Source organism: Burkholderia sp. AU17457 (genome assembly GCF_002223255.1).
Lineage (GTDB): Bacteria > Pseudomonadota > Gammaproteobacteria > Burkholderiales > Burkholderiaceae > Burkholderia > Burkholderia sola.
In genome coordinates, this window is record NZ_NKFB01000005.1 from 1,958,898 (window position 1) to 1,980,335 (window position 21,438).

The window sequence follows — 21,438 nt, forward strand, 5'->3', positions numbered from 1 at the left end:
GTCAGTCCAGCCAGCCGCGCAGTCGCGCATGATCGAGGAAACGGTAGACGTCGGTCGCGAGATCCGATTGCATGAACAGGCGCTCGAGCTCGCCGATGATGTCGTCCAGTTCGCGCGTGCCGTCGCAGCGCGCGAGTATCTCGCCCGCGCTCGGGTTCAGCTTGACCATGCCCTCCGGATAGAGGAGCACGTACGCATCCTGGGCCGCCTCCCATTGCAGGCGGTACATGCCCCTGAGGCAGGGGCGCAGCGGCACGCCGCTGGCGGCTTCGATCGCGTTCATAACGGGTAGGCCTTTTCGACGGCATCGAGCATCGACCACAGGATGTCGAGCTTGAATTGCAGAATGCCGAGCGCGCGCTGCTGCGCGTCCGGTGTCGTGAAATGTTGCAGCGTGACCGCGAGCCCGTGTTCGACGTCGCGCTGCGCGAGCGGCACGCGGCTGCGGAAGTAATGCAGCCCGGCCGGCTCGATCCACGGGTAATGCGACGGCCAGCCCGCGAGCCGGTCGAGATGGATCTGCGGTGCGAACATCTCGGTCAGCGACGAGCACACCGCTTCCTGCCACGGCGCGCGCCGCGCGAAGTTCACGTACGCATCCACCGCGAAACGCACGCCGGGCAGCACGTGTTCGAGCGACCACAGCTCGTCGCGCGTCAGACCGCACGCCTCGCCGAGCCGCACCCATGCCTCGATGCCGCCTTCGTTGTCGCCCTGCCCGTCGTGATCGATCAGCCGCTGGATCCAGCGGCGCCGCGTCTCGCGGTCGGGGCAGTTCGACAGGATCGCCGCATCCTTGAGCGGGATGCAGATCTGGTAGTAGAAGCGGTTCGCGACCCAGCCGCGGATCTGCGTGGGCGAACAGGCGCCGCTGTTGAGCCGCCGGTTGAACGGATGATGGATGTGATAGCGCGATTCGAGCGCACGCAGGCGCGCCTCGAATTCGGTCGCGGTCCAGGGCGTCGCATGCAACGCCGTAGCGGGGATCGGTGCGTTCATCGTCAGACCTGGAATTGCATGCCGTCGTGTGCGACGTCGATGCCGTGCGCGCGCAGGTGCGCGTGCTCGACGGAATGCGGATCGAGAATCGGGTTCGTGTTGTTGATGTGCGTGAGCACCTTGCGCGTTCGCGCGGGCAGCGTGTCGAGCCAGTCGATCATGCCGGGCCGCCCGGGTTCCGCGCACTGCGCGAGATGCCCCATGTCGGCCGCGTGCTTGCCCGACAGGCCGAGATCGATCATCTCGGTTCCGGTCCAGAACGTGCCGTCCACCAGCACGAGATCGGCGCCGTCCATGGCCGCACGTACCTCGTCGGTGACCGACGCGAGCCCCGGCGCATAGAACGCGCGCCGCCCGCTCGCGACGTCTTCGATCGACAGCGCGATGTTGTCGCCGGGCGCGGCCGACGCGCGCCGCGGCGAATAAGGCGGCGGCTTGCTGTCGACGGCGAGCGCGGTGAAACGGATCCCGCTCGCCGCCGGCACCGCGAACGGCTCGCCGGGCACGATCGTGTGGGCGGCCACGCCGCAGTAATGGCCGAGCAGCGGCACGAGCGGCAAGCCGGTCGACAGGTCGTCGAGCACCGGCGCGCTCGCGTAAAGCGGCAGCGGCGTCGAGCGCTCGCGGAGCATCAGCAGGCCCGTCACGTGATCGATTTGCGCGTCGCACAGCACGACGGCGGCGATGCCGCTGTCGCGAATCGCGCGCGCCGGTTGCAGGTCCGGATCCGCGCGCAACTGGGAAAGGATGTCGGGCGACGCGTTGACGAGAACCCAGTCGACGCCGTCGTCGCTGACCGCGATCGACGACTGCGTGCGCGGCAGTACATGGCCGCTTCCGCTGCGCGCACGGCGGCAGTTCGCGCAATTGCAGTTCCATTGCGGCAGCCCGCCGCCGGCTCCCGAGCCGAGTATCTTGATCTTCATGGCGTCAGCTCCCGAGGCCGCCCGTGCCGATCACGGCGAAACGGGCGGCACGCACGGCGATCAGCGGTTGGCGATATACATCGTGATTTCGAAGCCGAAGCGCAGGTCGGTGTAAGACGGTGTCGTCCACTGCATGGTGTGTCTCCTGTCGAGTTGATGATGGATGCGTTGCTGGGTGAGTCGAACAACCGCGGCAATCGAGCGGTCGATTCATCTTCAGCAAGGAGCGTGCCGAAGCCGCATTTCGGCGGCCCGGCGGCGGTAGACGGCCCTCATCCGGGCATCGGGGCACCATCCTTACGAATCGCCGACACAATTCGCGCGAATGCGTTCCGCCACCCCGGCGGAACGATGTCCGCGGGTGGTCACAGGTGTTGAATCGTTGAACACGGGTGTTGCAACTTGACACACCGGCTGTGACAGGTCGCGCACAGCGCGACGAGCGCGTCAGCTTTCGTCGGACGGCTGGCGCCCCGCATCGGCGGCCGGCATCTTCCGGTAGATCGTGTTGCGCGAGACGCCGAGCGCGCGCGCGGCGGCGGACACGTTGCCGCCGTGACGGGCCAGCGCGGCGGCGATCGCGGACGCGGCGACGTCCTGCAGGCGCGCATCGACCGAAGGCAACGCGTCCGCGGCGCCCGACCCGGCCCCGGCGCTCGCCGCGGCGGGCGAATCGGGCGTGGCCGGCACGGCGTGCCCGGTCTGCGCGACACCGCCGCACCGCAGGTCGTCGAAGAAGTCGTCGGGCAAGTGCTCGCGCCGGATTTCGCCATCGTCGTCGACCATGGCCGCCGCCGTGCGCAGCAGGTTGCCGAGCTGGCGGAAGTTACCCGGCCACGTGCAGCGCACGAACAACTCCATGACGTCCGGCGCGACGGACAGCGACGGCCCGCCCGGCCCCGCAAACGCCTCGCGTTGCAGCATCTTCTGCACGACGACCGCGAGATCCGTGCGGTCGCGCAACGGCGGCAGGCGCACCACGAGGCCGTTCAGCCGGTAGTAGAGATCCTCGCGGAAACGGTTCTGCGCGATCATCTCGCGCAAGTCGCGGTGCGTCGCGCAGATGATCGCGATGTCCACGGCAATCGTCTTCGTCGATCCGAGCGGATTCACGAGACGCTCCTGCAGCACGCGCAGCAGCCGCACCTGCAGCGGATACGGCATGTCGCCGATCTCGTCGAGGAACAGCGTGCCGCCGTTCGCCTGCAGCAGCTTGCCGATCGCCCCCTTGCGACGCGCGCCGGTGAACGCGCCCTCCTCGTAGCCGAACAGCTCGGACTCGATCAGCGTCTCCGGAATCGACGCGCAGTTGACCGCGACGAACGGCGCGTCGCGCCGCGGCGAGTCGTTGTGGATCGCCTGCGCGAGCAGTTCCTTGCCGGTGCCGGTCTCGCCGGTGATCAGGATCGGGATGTCCTTGCCGATCACCTTGCGCACCTTCGCGATCACGCACGCGACCTGCGCATCGCCGGTGTCGAGATAGTTGAGCCGCGACAGGCCGGCCGCCGGCGCGGGCACCGCGTTCGCGCGCGCGGCCGACGCGCCCGCGTCGTGGACGTCCGTCGGCCGGCTGCCTTCGGCGAGCGTCGCGCGGCGGAAGTGCACGCGCGCGCAGACCACCGCGCCGTTGCCGAGATTGAGCATCAGGTGCCGGTCGGTGCTCGCACGCATGCGGTCGATCAGCTGCGCACTGGTGATGTCGAACAGCGACGACAGCGTGTGCGCGCGCAGCGCCGAGAGCGGCATGCCGAGCTGGAACTGCGCGCTGCGATTGGCCGACAGGAAGCGTCCGTCGGCGGTGAACGCGACGATCCCCTCCATCAGCGTGCCGAGGAACTCGGGACGGCCATGAAACGACACCTGCAGCGTTTCCTGAAAGGTCGTCGTAAACAGATGATTCTCGATCATCTGCACCGACATCTTCGCGAGCGCCATCGTGTGCTGGTGATAGCTGCGGTGGTCGCCCGTCACGTCGAGCACGCCGATCGCGTCGCCGTACGGATCGAGGATCGGCACGCTCGAACAGGTGAGGAAGCGGTTCGCGGCCAGGAAGTGCTGGTCGCCGTGGACGACCATCGGGCACAGCTCGGCCAGCGCCGTGCCGATCGCGTTGGTGCCCTGCCGGCTCTCCGCCCAGTTCGCGCCCGGGCGCAGCGCGACCTTCTCCGCGCGGCGCAGGAAATCGTCGTCGCCGATCGAATGCAGGATCAGCCCTTCCGCATCGGTCAGCACGATCATGCTCTGCGTGTTGACGATCTGCTCGTGCAGCGTCTCCATCACCGGCATCGCGTGCACGCACAGCACCCGGCTCTGCTCGCGCTTGAGCACCAGCGCCGCGTTCGACAGCACGTCGTAGTCGGGCCGTGCCGATACCTGCAGGCCGAACGTCTCCGAACGCTCGTGGGCCTTCTGGATCGACGGCGCGGGCCAGCCAGCGGGATGCGCGGCCCGTGACCCGGCCGCCTGCTCTACGTCATCGCGCATTGTCTCCTCCGGGGGATCCTTCCGGTCAACTGCCGGACTCTTTGCCGTCATTGCAAGCAAGCATCGGGCCACGCTTGCGCCACGCAATAAATTGAAAGGATGATGTAATGAATCATCCGGACGCGGCCGGGCGTGTCGCGTCGCGCGACGGCCAGGCCTTCGTGATACCGCGAATTCCCGGCGCATGACTACCCGTGCGAATCCGGATCCTCGCGGCTGGCGCGTTTCTGGTTTTATCGCAGAACCCATGCGGCCGCTGCCCGGCCGCATGGCGGTTGCCTCCCGATTCCCCGGCCCCCTATCGACATGACACGTCGCCCGAATCGATCCACGCCGTCGCACGCAATGCCGGCCTTGCCCGACGCATCGGCGTCACCGGTCACGCCCGTTCGCGGACGTCTGCACCGGGACGCGCAATCGATCGCGTTCGCCGTGGCCGGCGCCACGCAAGGCCATCCGGTCGTCGTGCTGCACGGCGGGCCCGGCAGCGGCAGCCAGGCCGGCATCCTGCGGCTGTTCGACCTGGCCCGCGTGCGCGTCGTGCTCGTCGACCAGCGCGGCGCGGGCGCGTCGACACCGCGCGGCGGCACGCGTCACAACACCACCGCGCGACTGATCGCGGATCTCGAAGCCGTGCGCGCGCAGCTCGGCATTGCACGCTGGGGCGTCGTCGGCGGATCGTGGGGCGCCGCGCTCGCGCTCGCGTATGCGGGCACGTATCCGGAACGGGTGACAGGCGTCGTGCTGCGCGGCCTGTTCCTGACGTCGCCACGCGAAGTTCGCGGGCTGTTCATGACGTCCCGCACGCGTGCGCCGCGCGAATGGCGGCGCCTGCATGCAGCGGCAGGCGGCCGGGCGGATCGCCTGCTGTCGCGCTGCGCGGCGGGGCTGCGCCACGGCGCGAACACAGCCCGGCAGCGCGCGGTCGCGCTCGCGTGGCACGCTTACGAAAACGCGATCCTCGGGTCGGCACGCACACGCCGCTCGCCCGTGCGCGCGGTCCGGTCCGAGAAGACCATCGGCCGGCTGATCGACAAATACCGGATCCAGGCGCACTACCTGCAACACGATTGCTGGCTCGGCGAGCGCCGCGTGCTCGCGCTCGCGCGACGGGCCGCACAGGCCGGCGTGCCGCTGTTCGCCGCGCACGGGATGGACGATCCCGTTTGTCCGGTCGGCAACGTCGAGCGCCTCGCGCGCGCCGTGCCCGAAGCGAACGTCGAGCGCGTGAAGGCCGGGCATCTGGCAAGCGACCCGGCATTGGCGCGCAGCGTCGCCCGCGCCGTGCATGCGATGTTCGCGACGGTGCCGTTCACGTGACGGCCCGGAGCCCGGTCGTGTCACGACGGGACCGCCCACGCGGCCGCATCATGCTCAATCCCACGCATAGCGCATACCGGCCCACGCGCCGCGCGGCGCGCCCGGCCCGACGAACTGCTCATTCACCGGATTCGCGCCGTCGAACGTATGGTTCGGCCCGTTGAAGAAATTCTGGCCGAGTGCGCCGAAGCTCGCGTAGCGCTTGTCGAACACGTTCGTCACGCTCGCGAACACCTCGAACCGCTTCGTGACCTGGTAACGCATGTCGAGATCGACCAGCACGTAGCCCGCGATCCGGCCGTTCACGTCCCCGTTGTTCTCGTCGCCGCGCGCGTACACGCCGCTGCGCCATGCGACGTTCGCGCCGATGTCCCACGCGGGCGTCGCCGCGTAGTCGAGCCGCAGCTTCACCGTATGCGCGGGAATGCCGGGGATGCGGTCGCCCGCCCTGACCGTCACGTTGCCGTTCGCATCGGCCGTCGAATTCGCGGGGCTGTGTTCGATCCACGACGATCGGTAGGTCGCATCGACATGGCTGTACGACAGCCCGACACCGAGCGGGCCGAACCGCGTGCGGCCGGCGAGCTCGATCCCTTGCCGCCGCGTATCGCCGACGTTGCGGAAGTAGCCCTGCGCGCTGGCCGGGCTGCTGATGAACTGGATGTCGTCGGTCAGCGTCGTGCGGTAGGCCGCGGCGCTCCAGGTCGTCGCCGCGCCGATGCGGCCGCGCACGCCGGCTTCGAACGTCTTCGAGATGACCGGCTTGAGCGCCGGGTCGGCGATGAAGTCGTTCGGCAGCGAACACGGCGCGGCCGGATCCGCGCACGCGAGTTCGATCGCGGTCGGCGAACGCATGCCTTCGTTGTAGGCCGCATATGCGGTGAAGCCCGCGACCGGGTTCCAGTTGAGCCCGACCGCCGGATTGAAGCGCGAGAACACATGGGTGCCGTCGAGCAGCGGTTGCACGCCGCTCTCGTCGCCGATCTGCGCTTTCGACCAGTCGTAGCGGCCCGACAGCGTCACCGTCCAGTCCGGCGTCAGCGACAGCGCGTCGCTCAAGTACACGCCCACATTCGCGTTGCGCGTCTTCGCGCTGGTCTGCCGGACGAAATCGCCGATGCCGATCGCCGCACGCGCATCGGTGAAAGACGCGTCCTGCGATGATGCAACGTAGCTCGAGTTCGCGACGTCGGCCGAGACACCCGCGACCAGCCGGTTCGCCATCCCGCCAAGCTTGCCGAGCAGCGTGAGCTGCATGCTGCCGCCGTAGCTGTCGGTGACGATCGTCGATTGCGCGTTGCTGCCCTGCACCATGTCGACCGTGCCGTCGTCGTTCACCGATCCGTAATCCGTATTGTTGTTGCTGCTCGTGTTGGCGTTGCGCAGGTGCCGGTAGTACGCATTGCCGCTCAATTCGACGTTTTCACCGAAAAAGCGGTCGCCCGACAGCGTCAGGTAGCCGGCGCTGTTGCGGTTCCGGTCCGGGTACGTATACGCCTGCTTCCGGTTGTCGAGGAACGAGCGCGGGATCGTCTGGGTGCCGGACAGCGTGTTGTCCGCGCCGCCTGCGGCGATCGACAGCGTCGTATCCGCATCGGTGTAACGCAGCTTGCCGAACGCCTGTCGCACGCGGCTCGCGTTATGGTCGGCCCAGCCGCCGTCGTTCGCGACGTTCGCGGTCGCGTAGTAGTCGAGGTTCGGGCCGATCGTGCCGCCCTGCTCGATGCTCGCGGTCTTGCGGCCCCACGCACCGCCCGACACCTCCGCCTCGCCGCCCGGGCTCGACCTGCCGTTCTTCGTCGTGATCGCGAGCGCACCGCCGAGCGTGTTGAGCCCGTACACCGGGTTGGAGCCCGGAATCACCTGCACGCGGTCGATCGCCTGCGTGGGCAGGATGTCCCAGTTGACGACGTCGCCGAACGGCTCGTTCACGCGCACGCCGTCGACGAACACCGACAGCCCCTGCGGCGTGCCGAGCAGCGGCGACGCGGTGAAGCCGCGATAGTTGACGTCCGTCTGGTACGGGTTGCCCTGCGCATCCGAGATCGTCACGCTCTGCAGGTTCGCGGCGAAGAAATCGGCGAGCGTCGCGCGGTGCTGCACGTCGAGTTCCGCCGCACGCACCGTCTGCACGTTCGCCGGCACCTTCGACAGCGGCGTGCCGATCCCGAGCAGCGGCGTCGTGCCGACGACGACCACCGCGGGCAGCACGATGGCCGGCTCGGGCGGCGCGATCGCGCCGCCGTCGGCCTGCTGCTGCGCGCGCACGCTGCCGGGCGGCAGGCCGAACAGCGCCAGCACGCCGACGGTCGTACCGATGCATCGCGCACGCCGACCGCGCCGCGTCGCGCCGTCGCGCGCGGCTGCCTTTGGTCTCCTGATCATTCCGTTGTCTCCGCATTTATATTCCGCCGGCCCGTGCGATGCACCGCGGCGCCGCGTTGTCGCGAAGCCCACGTGCGAGAACCGTGCCAGCACCGCGAGCGCAAGCGGTGCGCGCTGCGCCGCACCTCGCTTTGTGAAAGGCATGCGTGCAACCGGCGGCCCGCTGTTCAGCAGACTGCGCCACCTGTCATGTTTGGCAACACTTCGCGCGCGACGGTGTACCTGAATGCAACACCTGCGCTGACGCCATGGCGCGCGTCGTCGATCGCCCCATCGCACGCGATGCGCCGGCGTGCCGCGCCACACCGCCTTCCTGCCGCGATGGCATGCGATTTGCGTAACGGGCAGTGCACTCGGCCCGGAAACCCCACCGTGCCGGCGCGACGAATCGTTCGCGACGGTGCGACCACAATGACCCAGGAGACAACCATGAAGAAACTCTCGGCTTCAGCGAGCCGGCTGGCGACGATCGGCATCGCGGTGGCAGCCGCCGTCGCGCTGAACCCCGGCCTCGTCGAAGCGGCCGCGGACTACCCGGCCGTGACCTACCAGCGCCTGACCGATGCACACGGTGATCCGGGCTGGCTGACCTACTACCGCACCTACGACGGCCGCTCGCATTCGCCGCTCAAGCAGATCGACACGTCGAACGCGAAGGATCTCAAGCAGGTGTGGGCGTACAAGTTCCCCGCCGACCTGAAGCAGGGCTTCGAGGCCACGCCGATCGTCAACGGCAACTACCTGTTCGTGACGACGCCGAAGGACAACGTCTACGCATTCGATGCGAAGACCGGCAAGCAGCTGTGGAAATACGAGCCGAAGCTCGGCGCGGCCTCGTTCAAGACCGCGTGCTGCGACGTCGTCAACCGCGGCGTCGCGCTGTACGGCAAGAACGTCTACATCGCGATGCTGAACGGCGAAATCGCGGCGCTCGACGCGCAGACCGGCAATCTCGTGTGGAAGAAGCAGATGTTCGAGCCGGGCCTCGGCTACGCGTTCTCGCTTGCGCCGCTCGCGATCGACGGTGCGATCGTCGTCGGCACGTCCGGCGGCGAATACGGGATTCGCGGCTACATCGCCGCGCTGAATCCGGAGGACGGCTCGCAGGTCTGGAAACGCTACACGATCCCCGCCGCCGGCGAAAAGGGCGCGGAAACCTGGCCCGACGGCATGCAGAGCCACGGCGGCGGCGCCGCGTGGCTCACCGGCACGTACGACGCCGCGTCGCGCACGCTGTACTGGGGCGTCGGCAACCCCGGCCCGTGGCTCGCTGCGCTGCGCCCCGGCGACAACCTGTATTCCGACTCGCTGCTCGCACTCGATGCGAAGAGCGGCAACCTGAAGTGGCACTACCAGTACACGAACAACGACACGTGGGACTACGACGGCGTGAACGCGGCCGTCCTCGCGGACATCAAGTACAAGGGCAAGGACTACGACGCGATCATCCACGCGGACCGCAACGGCTTCTTCCACGCGATCGACCGCACGACCGGCAAGCTGATCTACGCGACGCCGTTCGTGAAGGCATTGTCGGTCACCGGCTACACGGAAGACGGCAAGCCGATCCAGGACGCATCGAAGTTCCCGAAGGCCGGCACGACGATCGAGACGTGCCCGAGCTTCCTCGGCGGCAAGAACTGGTGGTCGATCTCGTACGACCAGGAACGCAACATCGCGGTCGTGCCCGCGCTGCATGCGTGCATGAGCCTGACCGGCAAGTCGGTCAGCTACATGGAAGGGTTGCCGTATCTCGGCGAAGGCTTCGAGATCAAGCCCGAACCGGGCAGCGAAGGCTACGGCGAACTGACGGCCATCGACGTGAACACCGGCAAGAAGCTGTGGAGCCACTGGTCGAAGAAGCCGTGGAACGGCGGCGTCGCGACCACCGCGAGCGGCCTCGCGTTCAGCGGCTCGCTCGACGGCCACCTGTATGCGTTCGATACGGCGACCGGCAAGGTGCTGTGGGAAAGCCCGCAACTGGCGAGCGGCATCATCTCGCAGCCGTCGGTGTACGAGGTCGACGGCAAGGAGTATGTCGCCGTGCTCGCCGGCTACGGCGGCGCGAACCCGATCTGGGGCGGCCCGATGGCGGACATCGCGAAGGACGTTCCGCGCGGCGGCACGCTTTACGTGTTCGCGCTGAACTGACCCGGCGCCACGCCCGAGTCGCGCCCGCATGCGCCCGATGCGGGCGCGACGCCCCACCCGCTTCAACCGGACACAGACCATGAATACTCGCCTCACTTTCGTTACCGTCGCCAGTCTGCTCGCCGTGGGCGTGGCGCTGACACCGGCAGCCGCGTCGGCCGGCGTGCGCGTCTGCACGCTGCCCGGCAGCCCGACCACCGCGCTCGACCGCTCCGTTGCCCGCGAAGTATTCCGCGCCGCGGGCATCGTCGCGACCTTCAACACACGCGGCGTCGACGACAACGGCGACGACGACGGCATCTCCGCCAGCGAGCTGACGAAATCGCTCGAACGCGACTGCGACGTGATCGCCGGCTTCCCGCGTTCGGCGATCGCCGATGCGTCGGGATCGAAAATGACGTTCTCGCAGGGCTATCTGCGCTCCGGCTACGTCAGCGTGTCGCTGCCCGATGCGCAAGCGCCGTCCGGCGCCAAGGAAACGATCGCGGCCACGTACGGGAGCCCGTCGCAACTGATCGCCGCGCAGCAGGCAAACGCGCGCTTCGACCTCGAGAACACGAGCGAGAAAACGATCGGCGCGCTCGCCGCGGGCCGCGCGCAGCGCGCGATCGTCTGGTATCCGAGCGTCGTCGCGTACGAGCGTGCCCATCCGAAACAGCGGTTCAAGGTTGCGGCGACATCGTCGCCGTACTCGGACTGGCAACTGTCGTTCGCATTCGGGCCGGGCAAGGACGCGCTGCAAAAGCGCATCGACGCCACGCTGTCGCAGATGAGCGGCAACGGCCGTCTCGCATCGCTCACGCGCGGCTGGACGCTTCCCGCCGACATCGCGCAAGCCGCCGCCACGCACGCGCCCGGCCGGTTTCTCGACGGCGCGGTCGCGTCCGCGCAGCGGCCGGCAAGGAGCGGCTTCATCAAGGTTTCGACGAGCGAAGGCAGCGGCGTCCCGTCGTTCGACCAGGCGCAGGTGCAACACGGCAAGAAGCTCTACGGCGATGCGTGCGCGAAATGCCACGGCGACCAGCTCGAGGGCAATACCGCGCCCGCGCTGAGCGGGGAATCGTTCGCGCCCGAGGGCAAGTCGCACATCACGGTCGGCGGCATCTTCCTGTACATGTCGAGCAACATGCCGGCCGATCGCCCCGGCAAGATGACCGCACAGGAATACGAGGACCTGATGGCGTTCCTGCTTTACTCGAACGGCTACGACGCGTCGCAGAGCAAGCTGACCGCCGATATCGCCAACGCGTCGAAGGCGCCGCTCATCGCCGGGCCGCGCAAGTAACTTTCCCGCCCGCTTTCGTTTCGGTCGACCGCCGCGCCGGGCAGCATGCCCGGCGCGCGGGCCCGGCTTTTTCCTTTCCTTTCATTTCGTTCAGGACGACACCATGATCTCCCGCCATCGCAGAACCTTCATCGTGCAGGCCGCCGGCCTGTGCGCCACGCTCGCGGCCGGCACACGCGCATTCGCGGCCGCCCCGCCCGTCGACGAAAACGACGCGACAGCGAAGACGCTCGGCTACCGCGCCAAGGCGACCACCGTCGACGCGGGCAAGTTTCCGAAATATCAGGCCGGCCAGACGTGTTCGAACTGCCGTTTCTACAAGGCTGCCGCCGGCGAATCGGTCGGTACGTGCCCGATGTTCGCGGGCAAGACGGTTGCCGCCGAAGGTTGGTGCAACGTCTATGCCAAGCTCGCTTGATGCCGGGGCCGCCCGCGAGCGCGACGACGCGTCGCGTCGCGGCGCGGATGCCGAACGCGCGGTAAATCTGCATGCGCTGATCGCGCTGGGCATCGACCGCGGATACGTGACGCCCGGCGAAATCGCCGACGCGTTGCCCGACGAGACGGTCGAACGCGCGGACGTCGACGCAGCCGCGTCGATGCTGCGCGAGTTCGGCATCGACGTACGCGAGCATGCCGGCGAGCACGCTGCATGGACGCTCGAACGTCATTTTGCGCGGGTGTCGGAAGTCGCGTCGTCGCTCGCCGACGCATCGACGCCGCTCGCGGCCGACGACCTGCTCGCGGGCCGGACCAACGATCCGGTCCGGCTCTACCTGCGGGAAATGAGCGCGACGCCGCTGCTCGAACGCGACGAAGAGATCGCGCTCGCGCTTCATCTGGAAAGCGGACGCGCCGCATGCGTCGACGCATTGAGCCGCGATCCGGCGGCACTCGCCGCCGTCGCGGCGATCGCGGACGACATCCGTGCCGGCAAGGTGGCGGCGTCGGCTTACGTGACGGGGCTTACCGGGGATGTCGAATCGCCTGCAAACATGCTGACGATGTTGCCCGACGATCCGGCCATGGTGTCGCCGATGTCGGACGATGCGGCCGGCCCTTCGGTCGACAGCCCCGCGTGGCACGATACGGTCGTCGAAGCGCTCGAGCGCGCCGGTGCGCTGGCGCCGGCCATGCAGCATGCATTGCACACGGACGGTTTCGCGTCGGCCGCTTGCCGGGCGCTGCTGCGCGAAGCTGCCGCGTTGACCGGCGCCATCCGCTTCACGTCGCGCGCGATCGAACGCATCGGGCAAGCGAACCGCGAGCGCGCGGCCCGGGCGCGCACATTCGAAAAGCGGCTCGTCGACACGCTGGCCGCCTCGGGCATCCGTACGCCATCCGCACGCCACGACCTCTTCACGCCGTGCGACGACGTGTACGCATGGCTGCACGCACGCAGCGCCGCGCACCCCGACTGCGCCACCGCCCTCGCCCGCCATGCGCCGGCGCTGATCGACGCACGCAGCGCGCTCGCGCGCGTCGCCGCTCAGTCGCCGTTGCCGCTCGACATCGCGATCGCGCTCGACGCGCGCTTCTCGCGTATCGAGCGGACGATGCAACCCGCGAGAACGAAGCTGTTCCAGAGCAACCTGCGGCTCGTCGTGTCGGTCGCCAAACGCTATACCGATCGCGGCCTGCCGTTCTCCGATCTGATCCAGGAAGGCAATATCGGCCTGATGAAGGCCGTCGATCGCTACGATCACCGGCGCGGCTTCAAATTCTCGACCTATGCGACCTGGTGGATCCGGCAGGCGATCACCCATGCGCTCGCCGATCTGGGGCGCACGATACGCGTGCCCGCGCATACGGTCGATGCGCTCAACAAGCTGTCGCGGCTCGCGCGCGTCCATCGGCAACGAACCGGCGACGTCGCCGACGCGCGCGCGCTTTCCGCGCAGATGCGGTTGCCGGTCGACAAAGTGCGCGAGCTGATGGGCATCGTGCGCGAACCGATCTCGGCCGACCTGCCGGTTTCGCCCGATCACGACCTCACGCTGTGCGACGTCACGATCGACCCCGACGCGCCGACGCCTGAAGAAGCCGCGAGCGCCGGCCAGTTGCGCACGGCGGTCACTGCACTGATCGATTGCCTCCCCGCTCGCGAAGCGTGGATTCTTCGCCTGCGCTACGGGATCGACGTCGACAACGAGTATTCGCTGCGCGAGATCGGCCGGCAACTGAATCTGTCGGCCGAACGCGTTCGTCAGCTCGAGGTGGCGGCGCTCGAACGCATCCGGCAATTCAGGCACGCACCGGCACTGCGCTCGCTGCTTGCCTGACGCGGCGGTGCCGGACGAGCGCCAGCCGGATCGCACACCCGACTGCTCAGGACTGCAACACGCCTGCTGCATTTGTGAACGCCTCGCCGCATCGCGATACCGTCCGCAAACCCGACGGCCTGGCTGAATCGGGCATCACGCGCCCGGCTGTCGCGGGTTTTGCCGCAGCCGCGCACCGGTCGCACAACTGGCATGCATGTTGCGTTTTCCCGAGCACCGTCTGGAATCACACGAACGCAGGGAGACACGCTTGTCCAAGATCGAATCGGTTCTTCACGAAACCCGTCAGTTCGCGCCGCCCGCGGCGCTCGAGAAGACGGCGACCATTTCCGGCATGCCGGCCTATCGCGCGCTCGTCGCCGAGGCCGATCAGGATTACGAAGGCTTCTGGGCGCGTCTCGCGCGCGAGGGCCTCACGTGGCACAAGCCGTTCACCAAGGTGCTGGACGAGAGCAACGCGCCGTTCTACAAGTGGTTCGACGACGGCGAGCTGAACGCGTCGTACAACTGCCTCGACCGCCACGTCGAAGCCGGCAACGGCGAGCGCGTCGCGGTGATCTTCGAGGCCGACGACGGCACCGTCACCCGCGTCACCTATGCGGATCTCCTCGCACGCGTGTCGCGCTTCGCCAATGCGCTGAAGAAACGCGGCATCGGCAAGGGCGACCGCGTCGTCATCTATATTCCGATGTCGATCGAAGGCATCGTCGCGATGCAGGCCTGCGCGCGTATCGGCGCGACGCACTCGGTCGTGTTCGGCGGTTTCTCCGCGAAATCGCTGAACGAGCGGCTCGTCGACGTCGGCGCGGTCGCGCTGATCACCGCCGACGAGCAGGCGCGCGGCGGCAAGACGCTGCCGCTCAAGAGCATCGCCGACGAGGCGATCGCGATGGGCGGCTGCGACGCGCTCAAGAGCGTGATCGTCTATCGCCGCACCGGCGGCAAGATCGACTGGCATGCGGAGCGCGACCTGTGGATGCACGAGCTGACCGACGGCGAGTCCGACACGTGCGAGCCGACCTGGGTCGGCGCCGAGCATCCGCTGTTCATCCTGTATACGTCGGGCTCGACCGGCAAGCCCAAGGGCGTGCAGCACAGCACCGGCGGCTACCTGCTGTGGGCCGCGCAGACGATGAAGTGGACCTTCGACTGGAAACCCGACGACGTGTTCTGGTGCACGGCCGACATCGGCTGGGTCACGGGCCACACGTACATCACGTACGGGCCGCTCGCGTGCGGCGGCACGCAGGTCGTGTTCGAGGGCGTGCCGACTTATCCGGACGCCGGCCGCTTCTGGAAGATGATCGCCGACCACAAGGTCACCGTGTTCTACACCGCGCCGACCGCGATCCGTTCGCTGATCAAGGCGGCCGAAGCCGACGAGACGGTCCACCCGAAGCGCTATGACCTGTCGAGCCTGCGCATCATCGGCACGGTCGGCGAGCCGATCAATCCGGAAGCGTGGATGTGGTACCACAAACACGTCGGCCACGAGCGCTGCCCGATCGTCGACACGTGGTGGCAGACCGAAACCGGCGGCCACATGATCACGCCGCTGCCGGGCGCGACGCCGACCGTGCCGGGCTCGTGCACGCTGCCGCTGCCGGGCATCACGGCCGCGGTGGTCGACGAGACGGGCCAGGACGTGCCGAACGGGCAAGGCGGGATTCTCGTGGTCAAGCGTCCGTGGCCCGCGATGATCCGCACGATCTGGGGCGACCCGGAGCGCTTCAAGAAGAGTTATTACCCGGAAGAACTCGGCGGCACGCTGTATCTGGCCGGCGACGGCACGGTACGCGACAAGGAGACCGGCTACTTCACGATCATGGGCCGGATCGACGACGTGCTGAACGTGTCGGGCCACCGGCTGGGCACGATGGAGATCGAGTCGGCGCTGGTGTCGCACGAGCTCGTGGCCGAGGCGGCGGTGGTCGGCCGTCCGGACGACACGACGGGCGAGGCGGTCGTGGCGTTCGTCGTGCTCAAGCGTTCGCGCCCGGAAGGCGACGAAGCGGCGGCGCTCGCGAAGACGCTGCGCGACTGGGTCGGCAAGCAGATCGGGCCGATCGCGAAGCCGAAGGACATCCGCTTCGGCGACAACCTGCCGAAGACGCGCTCGGGCAAGATCATGCGGCGCCTGCTGCGATCGCTCGCGAAGGGCGAGGCGATTACGCAGGATACGTCCACGCTCGAGAATCCGGCCATCCTGGAGCAGCTGAACCGCTCGATGTGACACCGCCCGCCACGGCGGGCCTATCGCTTCACCGCGGCGCCGAAGCACGACCGCTTGCCCGTTTACCACGCCGGGCTCGCGGCCGCGTTCGCGCCGGCGACAAGCATCGCCGTGCGTTCCCCGACGGCACGGCATGCAGGCGGCTCGCATCGCTTCCGCCATTGCATTTTTAATTAGTCGTACGTATTACAACATTCACAAAACGGAGACAGACGATGAAAAAAATGACACAAACGATTTGCGCGGCGTTGCTCGGCACGGCAGCGAGCACGAGCAGCTTCGCGCAGAGCAGCGTCACGCTGTACGGCGACCTCGACGCCGCATTGCTCTATACGAGCCGGTCGCTCGATTCGGCAACCGGCGGCAACGCCGGGCGCCAGTTCGCGCTGACCGATACGGGCATGACGCCGACCAACTTCGGCATCACGGGCACCGAGGAACTCGGCGGCGGGCTGCACGCACGATTCAAGCTGGAAAGCGGCTTCAACATCACGGACGGCGCGTTCGGCCATTCGAACGGCAACTTCTTCGGCCGCCAGGCGTGGGTCGGGATCGACGGCGCATTCGGCGAAACGAAGGTCGGTCTGCAGTTCTCGCCGTTCGTGCTCGCGATACTCGGATCGGATCCGCGCAACGTTTCGCACTTCGGCGCCGCGCTGGTGCCATATGTCGACAACGTGCTCGTCACGGGCCTCTTCAACCCGAACGCGATTTCGTATACGAGCCCGACGATCGCCGGGCTGACGGCCAGCGCGATGTTCGGCTTCGGCGGAAAGGCCGGCGACTTCCAGGCGGGACGCCAGTATTCCGGCAGCGTCACCTATACGAACGGCGGCTTCATGCTCAACGCGGCGCTCTACGACGGCAACGGCGGCACGTCGCCGACGCCGGTGCCGAGCACGGTCGCGTTCGTCGGCCGCACGATCGGCGCCGCCTATACGTTCGGGCCGGTGACCGGCAAGGCATCGTTCACGAGCTACAAGGTCGCCGGCTCGTTCAGCAACAACGTGTATAGCGCCGGCCTCGACTATCGCGTCACGCCGGCCCTCGACCTGAACACCGGCGCGTGGTACACGACCGACCGCAACGATTCGCACAATCATTCGCTGCTCGCCGCGATCGGCGCCGACTACAGCCTGTCGAAACGAACGGGCCTGTATGCGCAGGTCGGCGTGGTCAACAACCACGGCGCGATGAATACGGGCCTCGGCATCACGGGCGGCGCATTGTACGGATTGCCGGGCACGACGGTCGGCGTCAACGCCGGCATCCATCACGTGTTCTGACACGGCGCCCGAGCACGGGCGGCCGCCTCGCGCCGCCAGTCCGACCACGGATTCCTCACGCGAACGTCGTGCAAACGCGCCCCGCCCGGCGCCGGCCCCGCCATCCGGCGCGCCGATCTCGATGTTTACCCGACCTCAAGTCCGCGGCCGTGCGGCCGTCAAGTCAGGAACGCATGCGCGACATCCACCGGGAACCCGGCGCGCGTGCCCTCAAGGAGACCCACCAACGTGAACCTCTTCGGAATCGGCCGCGGCCGCCGTTCGTCGCGCGCGCTCGTCGGCGACATCGCCGAGCAGGCCGGCAGGCTCGGCATCGAGATCTGCGACGTGTCGGGCCACGTCGAGGAAGTCGCGGCCCGCGTCGCCCGGCAGGCGGAGGTCTGCCACACGCTGCGCGAATCGGCCGCCCTCACGCTGCGCGGCAACCACCGGATCGCCGAGGCCGCGCAGCAGGTGCGGGACGTCAGCGCCAATGCGTCGAATGCGGTCCGGCAGTCGCAGCAGACGATCGAGGCGTCGCTCGCCGACATTCACGGGCTCGTCGAGGGCGTCACCACGATCAGCGATCAGATGGGCGCGCTGCGCGACGCGCTCGATCATGTGCGAGCCGTGTCCGAGGAAATCTCCGTCATCGCGCGCCAGACCCACCTGCTCGCGCTGAACGCCGCGATCGAGGCCGCGCGCGCCGGCGAGTCGGGCCGCAGCTTCGCGGTCGTCGCGGCCGAGGTCAAGAACCTGTCCGCGAAGACCGGGCAGGCGACGGCCCAGATCGAGACGACGCTCGCGCGGCTCGCCGAGCAGACCGAACACCTGCTCGCGGACGGCACCGACAACGCCGCCCGCGCGCATCGCGTGCGCGAGGGCACGCGCACGATCGGCGAGGTCGTGCACGCGACCGGGCACGCGATCACCGAGCTCGCGGGTGAAGCCGAACAGATCGCATCGCTGACGGACGAGATCGAGGCGCAGTGCCACCGTCTCGACGAACAGGTGGGCGAGATGGCGTCCGGCGTCGAGAACTCGGCCGACAACTTCTCGCAGGCCAAAGACCGCCTCGGCAATCTGCTCTCCGTCTCCGAGACGCTGATCGAGCTCACCGCCGCGACCGGCATCGAATCGCCGGACACGCGCCTGATCGACACCGCGCGGAGCACGGCCGCCACGATCAGCAAACTCTTCGAGGAAGCGGTCGCCCGCGGCGACATCGCACTCGACGCGCTCTTCGACGCGCACTACGAACCGATTCCGGGCACCGACCCGCCACAGTTCATGACGCGCTTCACGGCGTTCACCGACCGCGTGCTGCCGGCGATCCAGGAGCCGGTGCTCGACGTCGACGCACGCGTCGTCTATTGCGCGAGCTTCGACCGGCAGTGCTACCTGCCGACCCACAACCGCAAGTTCTCGCTGCCTCAGCGCGCGGACGCCGCGTGGAACGCGGCGAATTGCCGGAATCGCCGAATCTACACGGACCGCACGGCGCGCATGTCCGTGGCGCATGACAAGCCGTTCCTGTTGCAAACCTATCGGCGCGACATGGGCAACGGCCAGTTCGTGCTGATGAAGGACGTGTCCGCGCCGATCGTCGTCGGCGGACGGCCATGGGGTGTCCTGCGGATCGGCTACACCGTTTGAACCGGCGCGAGCGGGCCGCGCGCCTTACTGCTCCAGCCCCACGCCCAGCGGCCGCTGGTCGCTGCGCCCGTGATCGTCGACCACCCGCACCGTATAGCTGCCGGCCGTGCGCGGCTGCCAGAACAGCGCGTCGCCCGGTGCGCTGCGGCCGACATACGCGTCGTTGACGAACCAGTACAGCGCATGCGCGCTCGCATCGGCGGTCGCGTTGAACGCGATGCGCGTTTCGTCGGTACTTTTCACGCGCATCGCATACGTACTGCCGCGCAGCGGCGACGTGATGCGCGGCGGATCGCCTTCGAGCTGCCCGGCATCGCGACAATCCGCATTCTGCGGCGGCCGCCGGCGCGGAATGCCGGCCTGCGCGAACACCTGCTGCAAGTCCGACGGCCAGAATTCGAAGACCTCCGTATGCGTGCGCTTGCCGTCGTACGGCGGGCAGGCGGCCTTCCCCGTCGCATCGTCGATCACGACGGGCCGGTGCACGGTGCTCACGCGAATCGGCGACGTGCCGGGGATGAACCACGTCCAGCCTTGCTGCGGACACCACTCGTTCGGCAGGTCGCCGCTCGCGAGGCAGACGCGCACGCGCTTCAGTTTCGCCGGCACCGCGCGCGGCGGCTCGACGAGCGTGCGCTCGGCATTCAGCGCATCGACGACCTGAAAGAACAGCGGCGCCGCCGCATCGACACCGACGAACGCGGTATTGGTCGAATTGTCGAAATTGCCGATCCACACGACCAGCACGTACGGGCCGAACACGCCGGCCGTCCACGCATCGCGAAACGACCATGACGTGCCGGTCTTCCAGTACACGGGCACGCTCGACGGCTGCGCGCCGCTCGTTTCGTCGGGGCGCAGGTGCTGGCGCAGCATGTCCATCGTCATGTAGCTCGCTTCGGCGCTCAGCAGGCGCCGGCCGGGCAGCGCGGGCTCGTCCGCGCGCAGCCGCAGCGGCCGGAACTCGCCGCGGTTCGCGAGCATCGCATACAGCGCCGCGAGATCCTGCATCGTCACCTCGCCGCCGCCGAGCACGAGCGCGAGCCCGTAGTGCTGCGCGCTTGCGAGCCGGCGCACGCCGGCGTCCCGCAGGAACCGGTACAGGTCGGGCGACTTGAGCTGCGACGCGACCCACACGGCCGGCACGTTGCGGCTGCGGTTCAGCGCGTCGGTCGCCGTGATCGGCCCGAGGAAATGGCCGTCGAAGTTCTCCGGCGCATACGGGCCGAACGAAGTCGGCACGTCGCGCAGTACGGTCTGCGGATGCAGCACGCCCTGGTCGAAGCCCAGTGCATAGATGAACGGCTTGAGCGTCGAGCCCGGCGAGCGCCGCGCGAGCGTGCCGTTCACCTGCCCGTCGATCGTCCGGTCGAAGAAGTTCGCGGAGCCGACCAGCGCCTTCACGCCCATGTCGCGCGTATCGACGAGTATGGCCGCCGCGTTGCGCACGCCGCGCGTATCGTTGCGCGCGACGTAGCGTGAAATCTGCCGTTCGAGCGTGCGTTGCAGGTCGAGATCGACGGTCGTCGCAAGACGCGCGCCACCATCGCTGTCGCGGTTGCCATCGTCCGCCGCGCCGCGCGACATCGTGCGCCACGCGCTGCGCGCGGCCAGCGCCTGATCGACCGCATGCGGCGCGTCGAACGGCAGCGCGGACAGCGGCCGCATCGCGAGCGGCAACGCGAACAACGGCTTGAGCGACGCATCGCCCGGGTGCTTCGTCAGCCAGCGCGCATATAGCCGATTGCGCGACGCGGCCAGCGCGCGGTTGATCTCGTCCTGCCCGCCGCGCACGCGCCGCGCCGGGTCTTGCGGAATCACCGCGAGCGCGAGCGCCTCGGGCAGCGTCAGCGCATCGGGCATCCGGTCGAAATAGACGACGCTCGCGGTGCCCGCGCCTTCGACGTTGCGGCCGTACGGCGCGTCGTTCAGATACGCTTCGAGAATCTGCCGCTTCGAATAGAACAGTTCGAGCTGCACCGCGCGGGCGACCTGCTCGAGCTTGCCGGCCGGCGTGCGCGTGTTCAGCTTCCACAGCGAACGCGCAAGCTGCATCGTCAGCGTCGAGCCGCCTTGCGGATTGCCGCCGCGCACATAGGTGATCCACGCGCCGCGCAAGAGCCCGTACGGATTGAAACCCGGATGCCACCGGAACCAGCGGTCCTCGTGCAGCTTCACGGCTTCGACGAGCTGCGGCGACATCCGGTCGAGCGGCACCCACAGCCGGTAGCGATCGTCCTTCGCGAGCGTCAGGCGCAGCAGCCGGCCGTGAGCGTCCGTCACCGCGACCGACGACGGTTTCCAGTCGCGCAGCGGCGGATGCGGCCACAGCCTGCACGCGGCCAGCACGCCGAACACGAGCAGCGTGCCGACCAGCCAGTTCTGCCAGCGATGCAGCCAGCGGCCGGCGCCGTGCAGCGCGCGCCGGAGCACGGATGCGTCAGCCATGCCC

General features: G+C 68.3%; 15 protein-coding genes. 8 read left to right on the top strand and 7 right to left on the bottom strand.

Annotated elements, in window-relative coordinates; all coding sequences use genetic code 11:
* Position 1: 1 nt before the first annotated feature.
* The 5 genes from pqqD to CFB49_RS26140 form a co-directional block, all read right to left on the bottom strand.
* Complete coding sequence (gene pqqD, locus CFB49_RS26115; RefSeq protein ID WP_006480620.1) at positions 2-283, bottom strand: pyrroloquinoline quinone biosynthesis peptide chaperone PqqD; 282 nt, start codon at positions 281-283, stop codon at positions 2-4.
* The gene (gene pqqC, locus CFB49_RS26120; protein WP_050012262.1) at positions 280-999 is read right to left on the bottom strand and encodes a pyrroloquinoline-quinone synthase PqqC; all 720 of its coding nucleotides are present in this window, start codon (positions 997-999) and stop codon (positions 280-282) included. Before pqqC ends, pqqD begins: the two co-directional genes overlap by 4 nt.
* 2 nt (positions 1,000-1,001) lie before the next feature.
* Complete coding sequence (gene pqqB, locus CFB49_RS26125; protein WP_089492683.1) at positions 1,002-1,925, bottom strand: pyrroloquinoline quinone biosynthesis protein PqqB; 924 nt, start codon at positions 1,923-1,925, stop codon at positions 1,002-1,004.
* 60 nt (positions 1,926-1,985) lie between these two features.
* The gene (gene pqqA, locus CFB49_RS26130; RefSeq protein ID WP_006485436.1) at positions 1,986-2,060 is read right to left on the bottom strand and encodes a pyrroloquinoline quinone precursor peptide PqqA; all 75 of its coding nucleotides are present in this window, start codon (positions 2,058-2,060) and stop codon (positions 1,986-1,988) included.
* A gap of 312 nt (positions 2,061-2,372) precedes the next feature.
* Positions 2,373-4,409 (bottom strand): sigma-54-dependent Fis family transcriptional regulator, encoded by a 2,037-nt coding sequence (locus CFB49_RS26140; RefSeq protein WP_089492684.1) that lies wholly within the window; start codon positions 4,407-4,409, stop codon positions 2,373-2,375.
* 345 nt (positions 4,410-4,754) lie between these two features.
* Here CFB49_RS26140 and CFB49_RS26145 point away from each other — a divergent pair, with 345 nt between their 5' ends.
* Complete coding sequence (locus CFB49_RS26145; RefSeq protein ID WP_249190470.1) at positions 4,755-5,729, top strand: alpha/beta fold hydrolase; 975 nt, start codon at positions 4,755-4,757, stop codon at positions 5,727-5,729.
* A gap of 54 nt (positions 5,730-5,783) precedes the next feature.
* Here CFB49_RS26145 and CFB49_RS26150 read toward each other — a convergent pair whose 3' ends face one another.
* The gene (locus CFB49_RS26150; protein ID WP_089492686.1) at positions 5,784-8,114 is read right to left on the bottom strand and encodes a TonB-dependent receptor; all 2,331 of its coding nucleotides are present in this window, start codon (positions 8,112-8,114) and stop codon (positions 5,784-5,786) included.
* A gap of 429 nt (positions 8,115-8,543) precedes the next feature.
* On the opposite strand from CFB49_RS26150, the gene CFB49_RS26155 reads away from it, so the two are divergent.
* From CFB49_RS26155 to CFB49_RS26185, 7 genes are all read left to right on the top strand, one after another.
* Positions 8,544-10,265 carry a methanol/ethanol family PQQ-dependent dehydrogenase gene (locus tag CFB49_RS26155; RefSeq protein WP_069617477.1) on the top strand — a complete coding sequence of 574 codons (1,722 nt, stop codon included), beginning with the start codon at positions 8,544-8,546 and terminating at the stop codon, positions 10,263-10,265.
* 79 nt (positions 10,266-10,344) lie between these two features.
* Positions 10,345-11,550: a c-type cytochrome gene (locus tag CFB49_RS26160; protein ID WP_069617478.1), complete on the top strand. Its 1,206-nt coding sequence runs from the start codon at positions 10,345-10,347 to the stop codon at positions 11,548-11,550.
* Positions 11,551-11,653: 103 nt separating this feature from the next.
* On the top strand, positions 11,654-11,968 hold the full coding sequence (locus CFB49_RS26165; protein ID WP_089436958.1) for a high-potential iron-sulfur protein: 315 nt from the start codon (positions 11,654-11,656) through the stop codon (positions 11,966-11,968).
* The gene (locus CFB49_RS26170) at positions 11,952-13,832 is read left to right on the top strand and encodes a sigma-70 family RNA polymerase sigma factor (protein ID WP_089436959.1); all 1,881 of its coding nucleotides are present in this window, start codon (positions 11,952-11,954) and stop codon (positions 13,830-13,832) included. Before CFB49_RS26165 ends, CFB49_RS26170 begins: the two co-directional genes overlap by 17 nt.
* A gap of 250 nt (positions 13,833-14,082) precedes the next feature.
* Complete coding sequence (gene acs / locus CFB49_RS26175; protein WP_089492687.1) at positions 14,083-16,065, top strand: acetate--CoA ligase; 1,983 nt, start codon at positions 14,083-14,085, stop codon at positions 16,063-16,065.
* A 215-nt stretch (positions 16,066-16,280) separates the two neighbouring features.
* Positions 16,281-17,351 (top strand): porin, encoded by a 1,071-nt coding sequence (locus tag CFB49_RS26180; protein ID WP_089492688.1) that lies wholly within the window; start codon positions 16,281-16,283, stop codon positions 17,349-17,351.
* Between the two features lie 228 nt (positions 17,352-17,579).
* Positions 17,580-18,986 (top strand): methyl-accepting chemotaxis protein, encoded by a 1,407-nt coding sequence (locus CFB49_RS26185; protein WP_089492689.1) that lies wholly within the window; start codon positions 17,580-17,582, stop codon positions 18,984-18,986.
* A gap of 24 nt (positions 18,987-19,010) precedes the next feature.
* On the opposite strand, the gene pbpC is transcribed toward CFB49_RS26185, so the two are convergent.
* Entirely contained in the window at positions 19,011-21,434 is a 2,424-nt protein-coding gene (gene pbpC / locus CFB49_RS26190; RefSeq protein ID WP_089492690.1) for a penicillin-binding protein 1C, read from the bottom strand.
* Between the last annotated feature and the right edge of the window lie 4 nt (positions 21,435-21,438).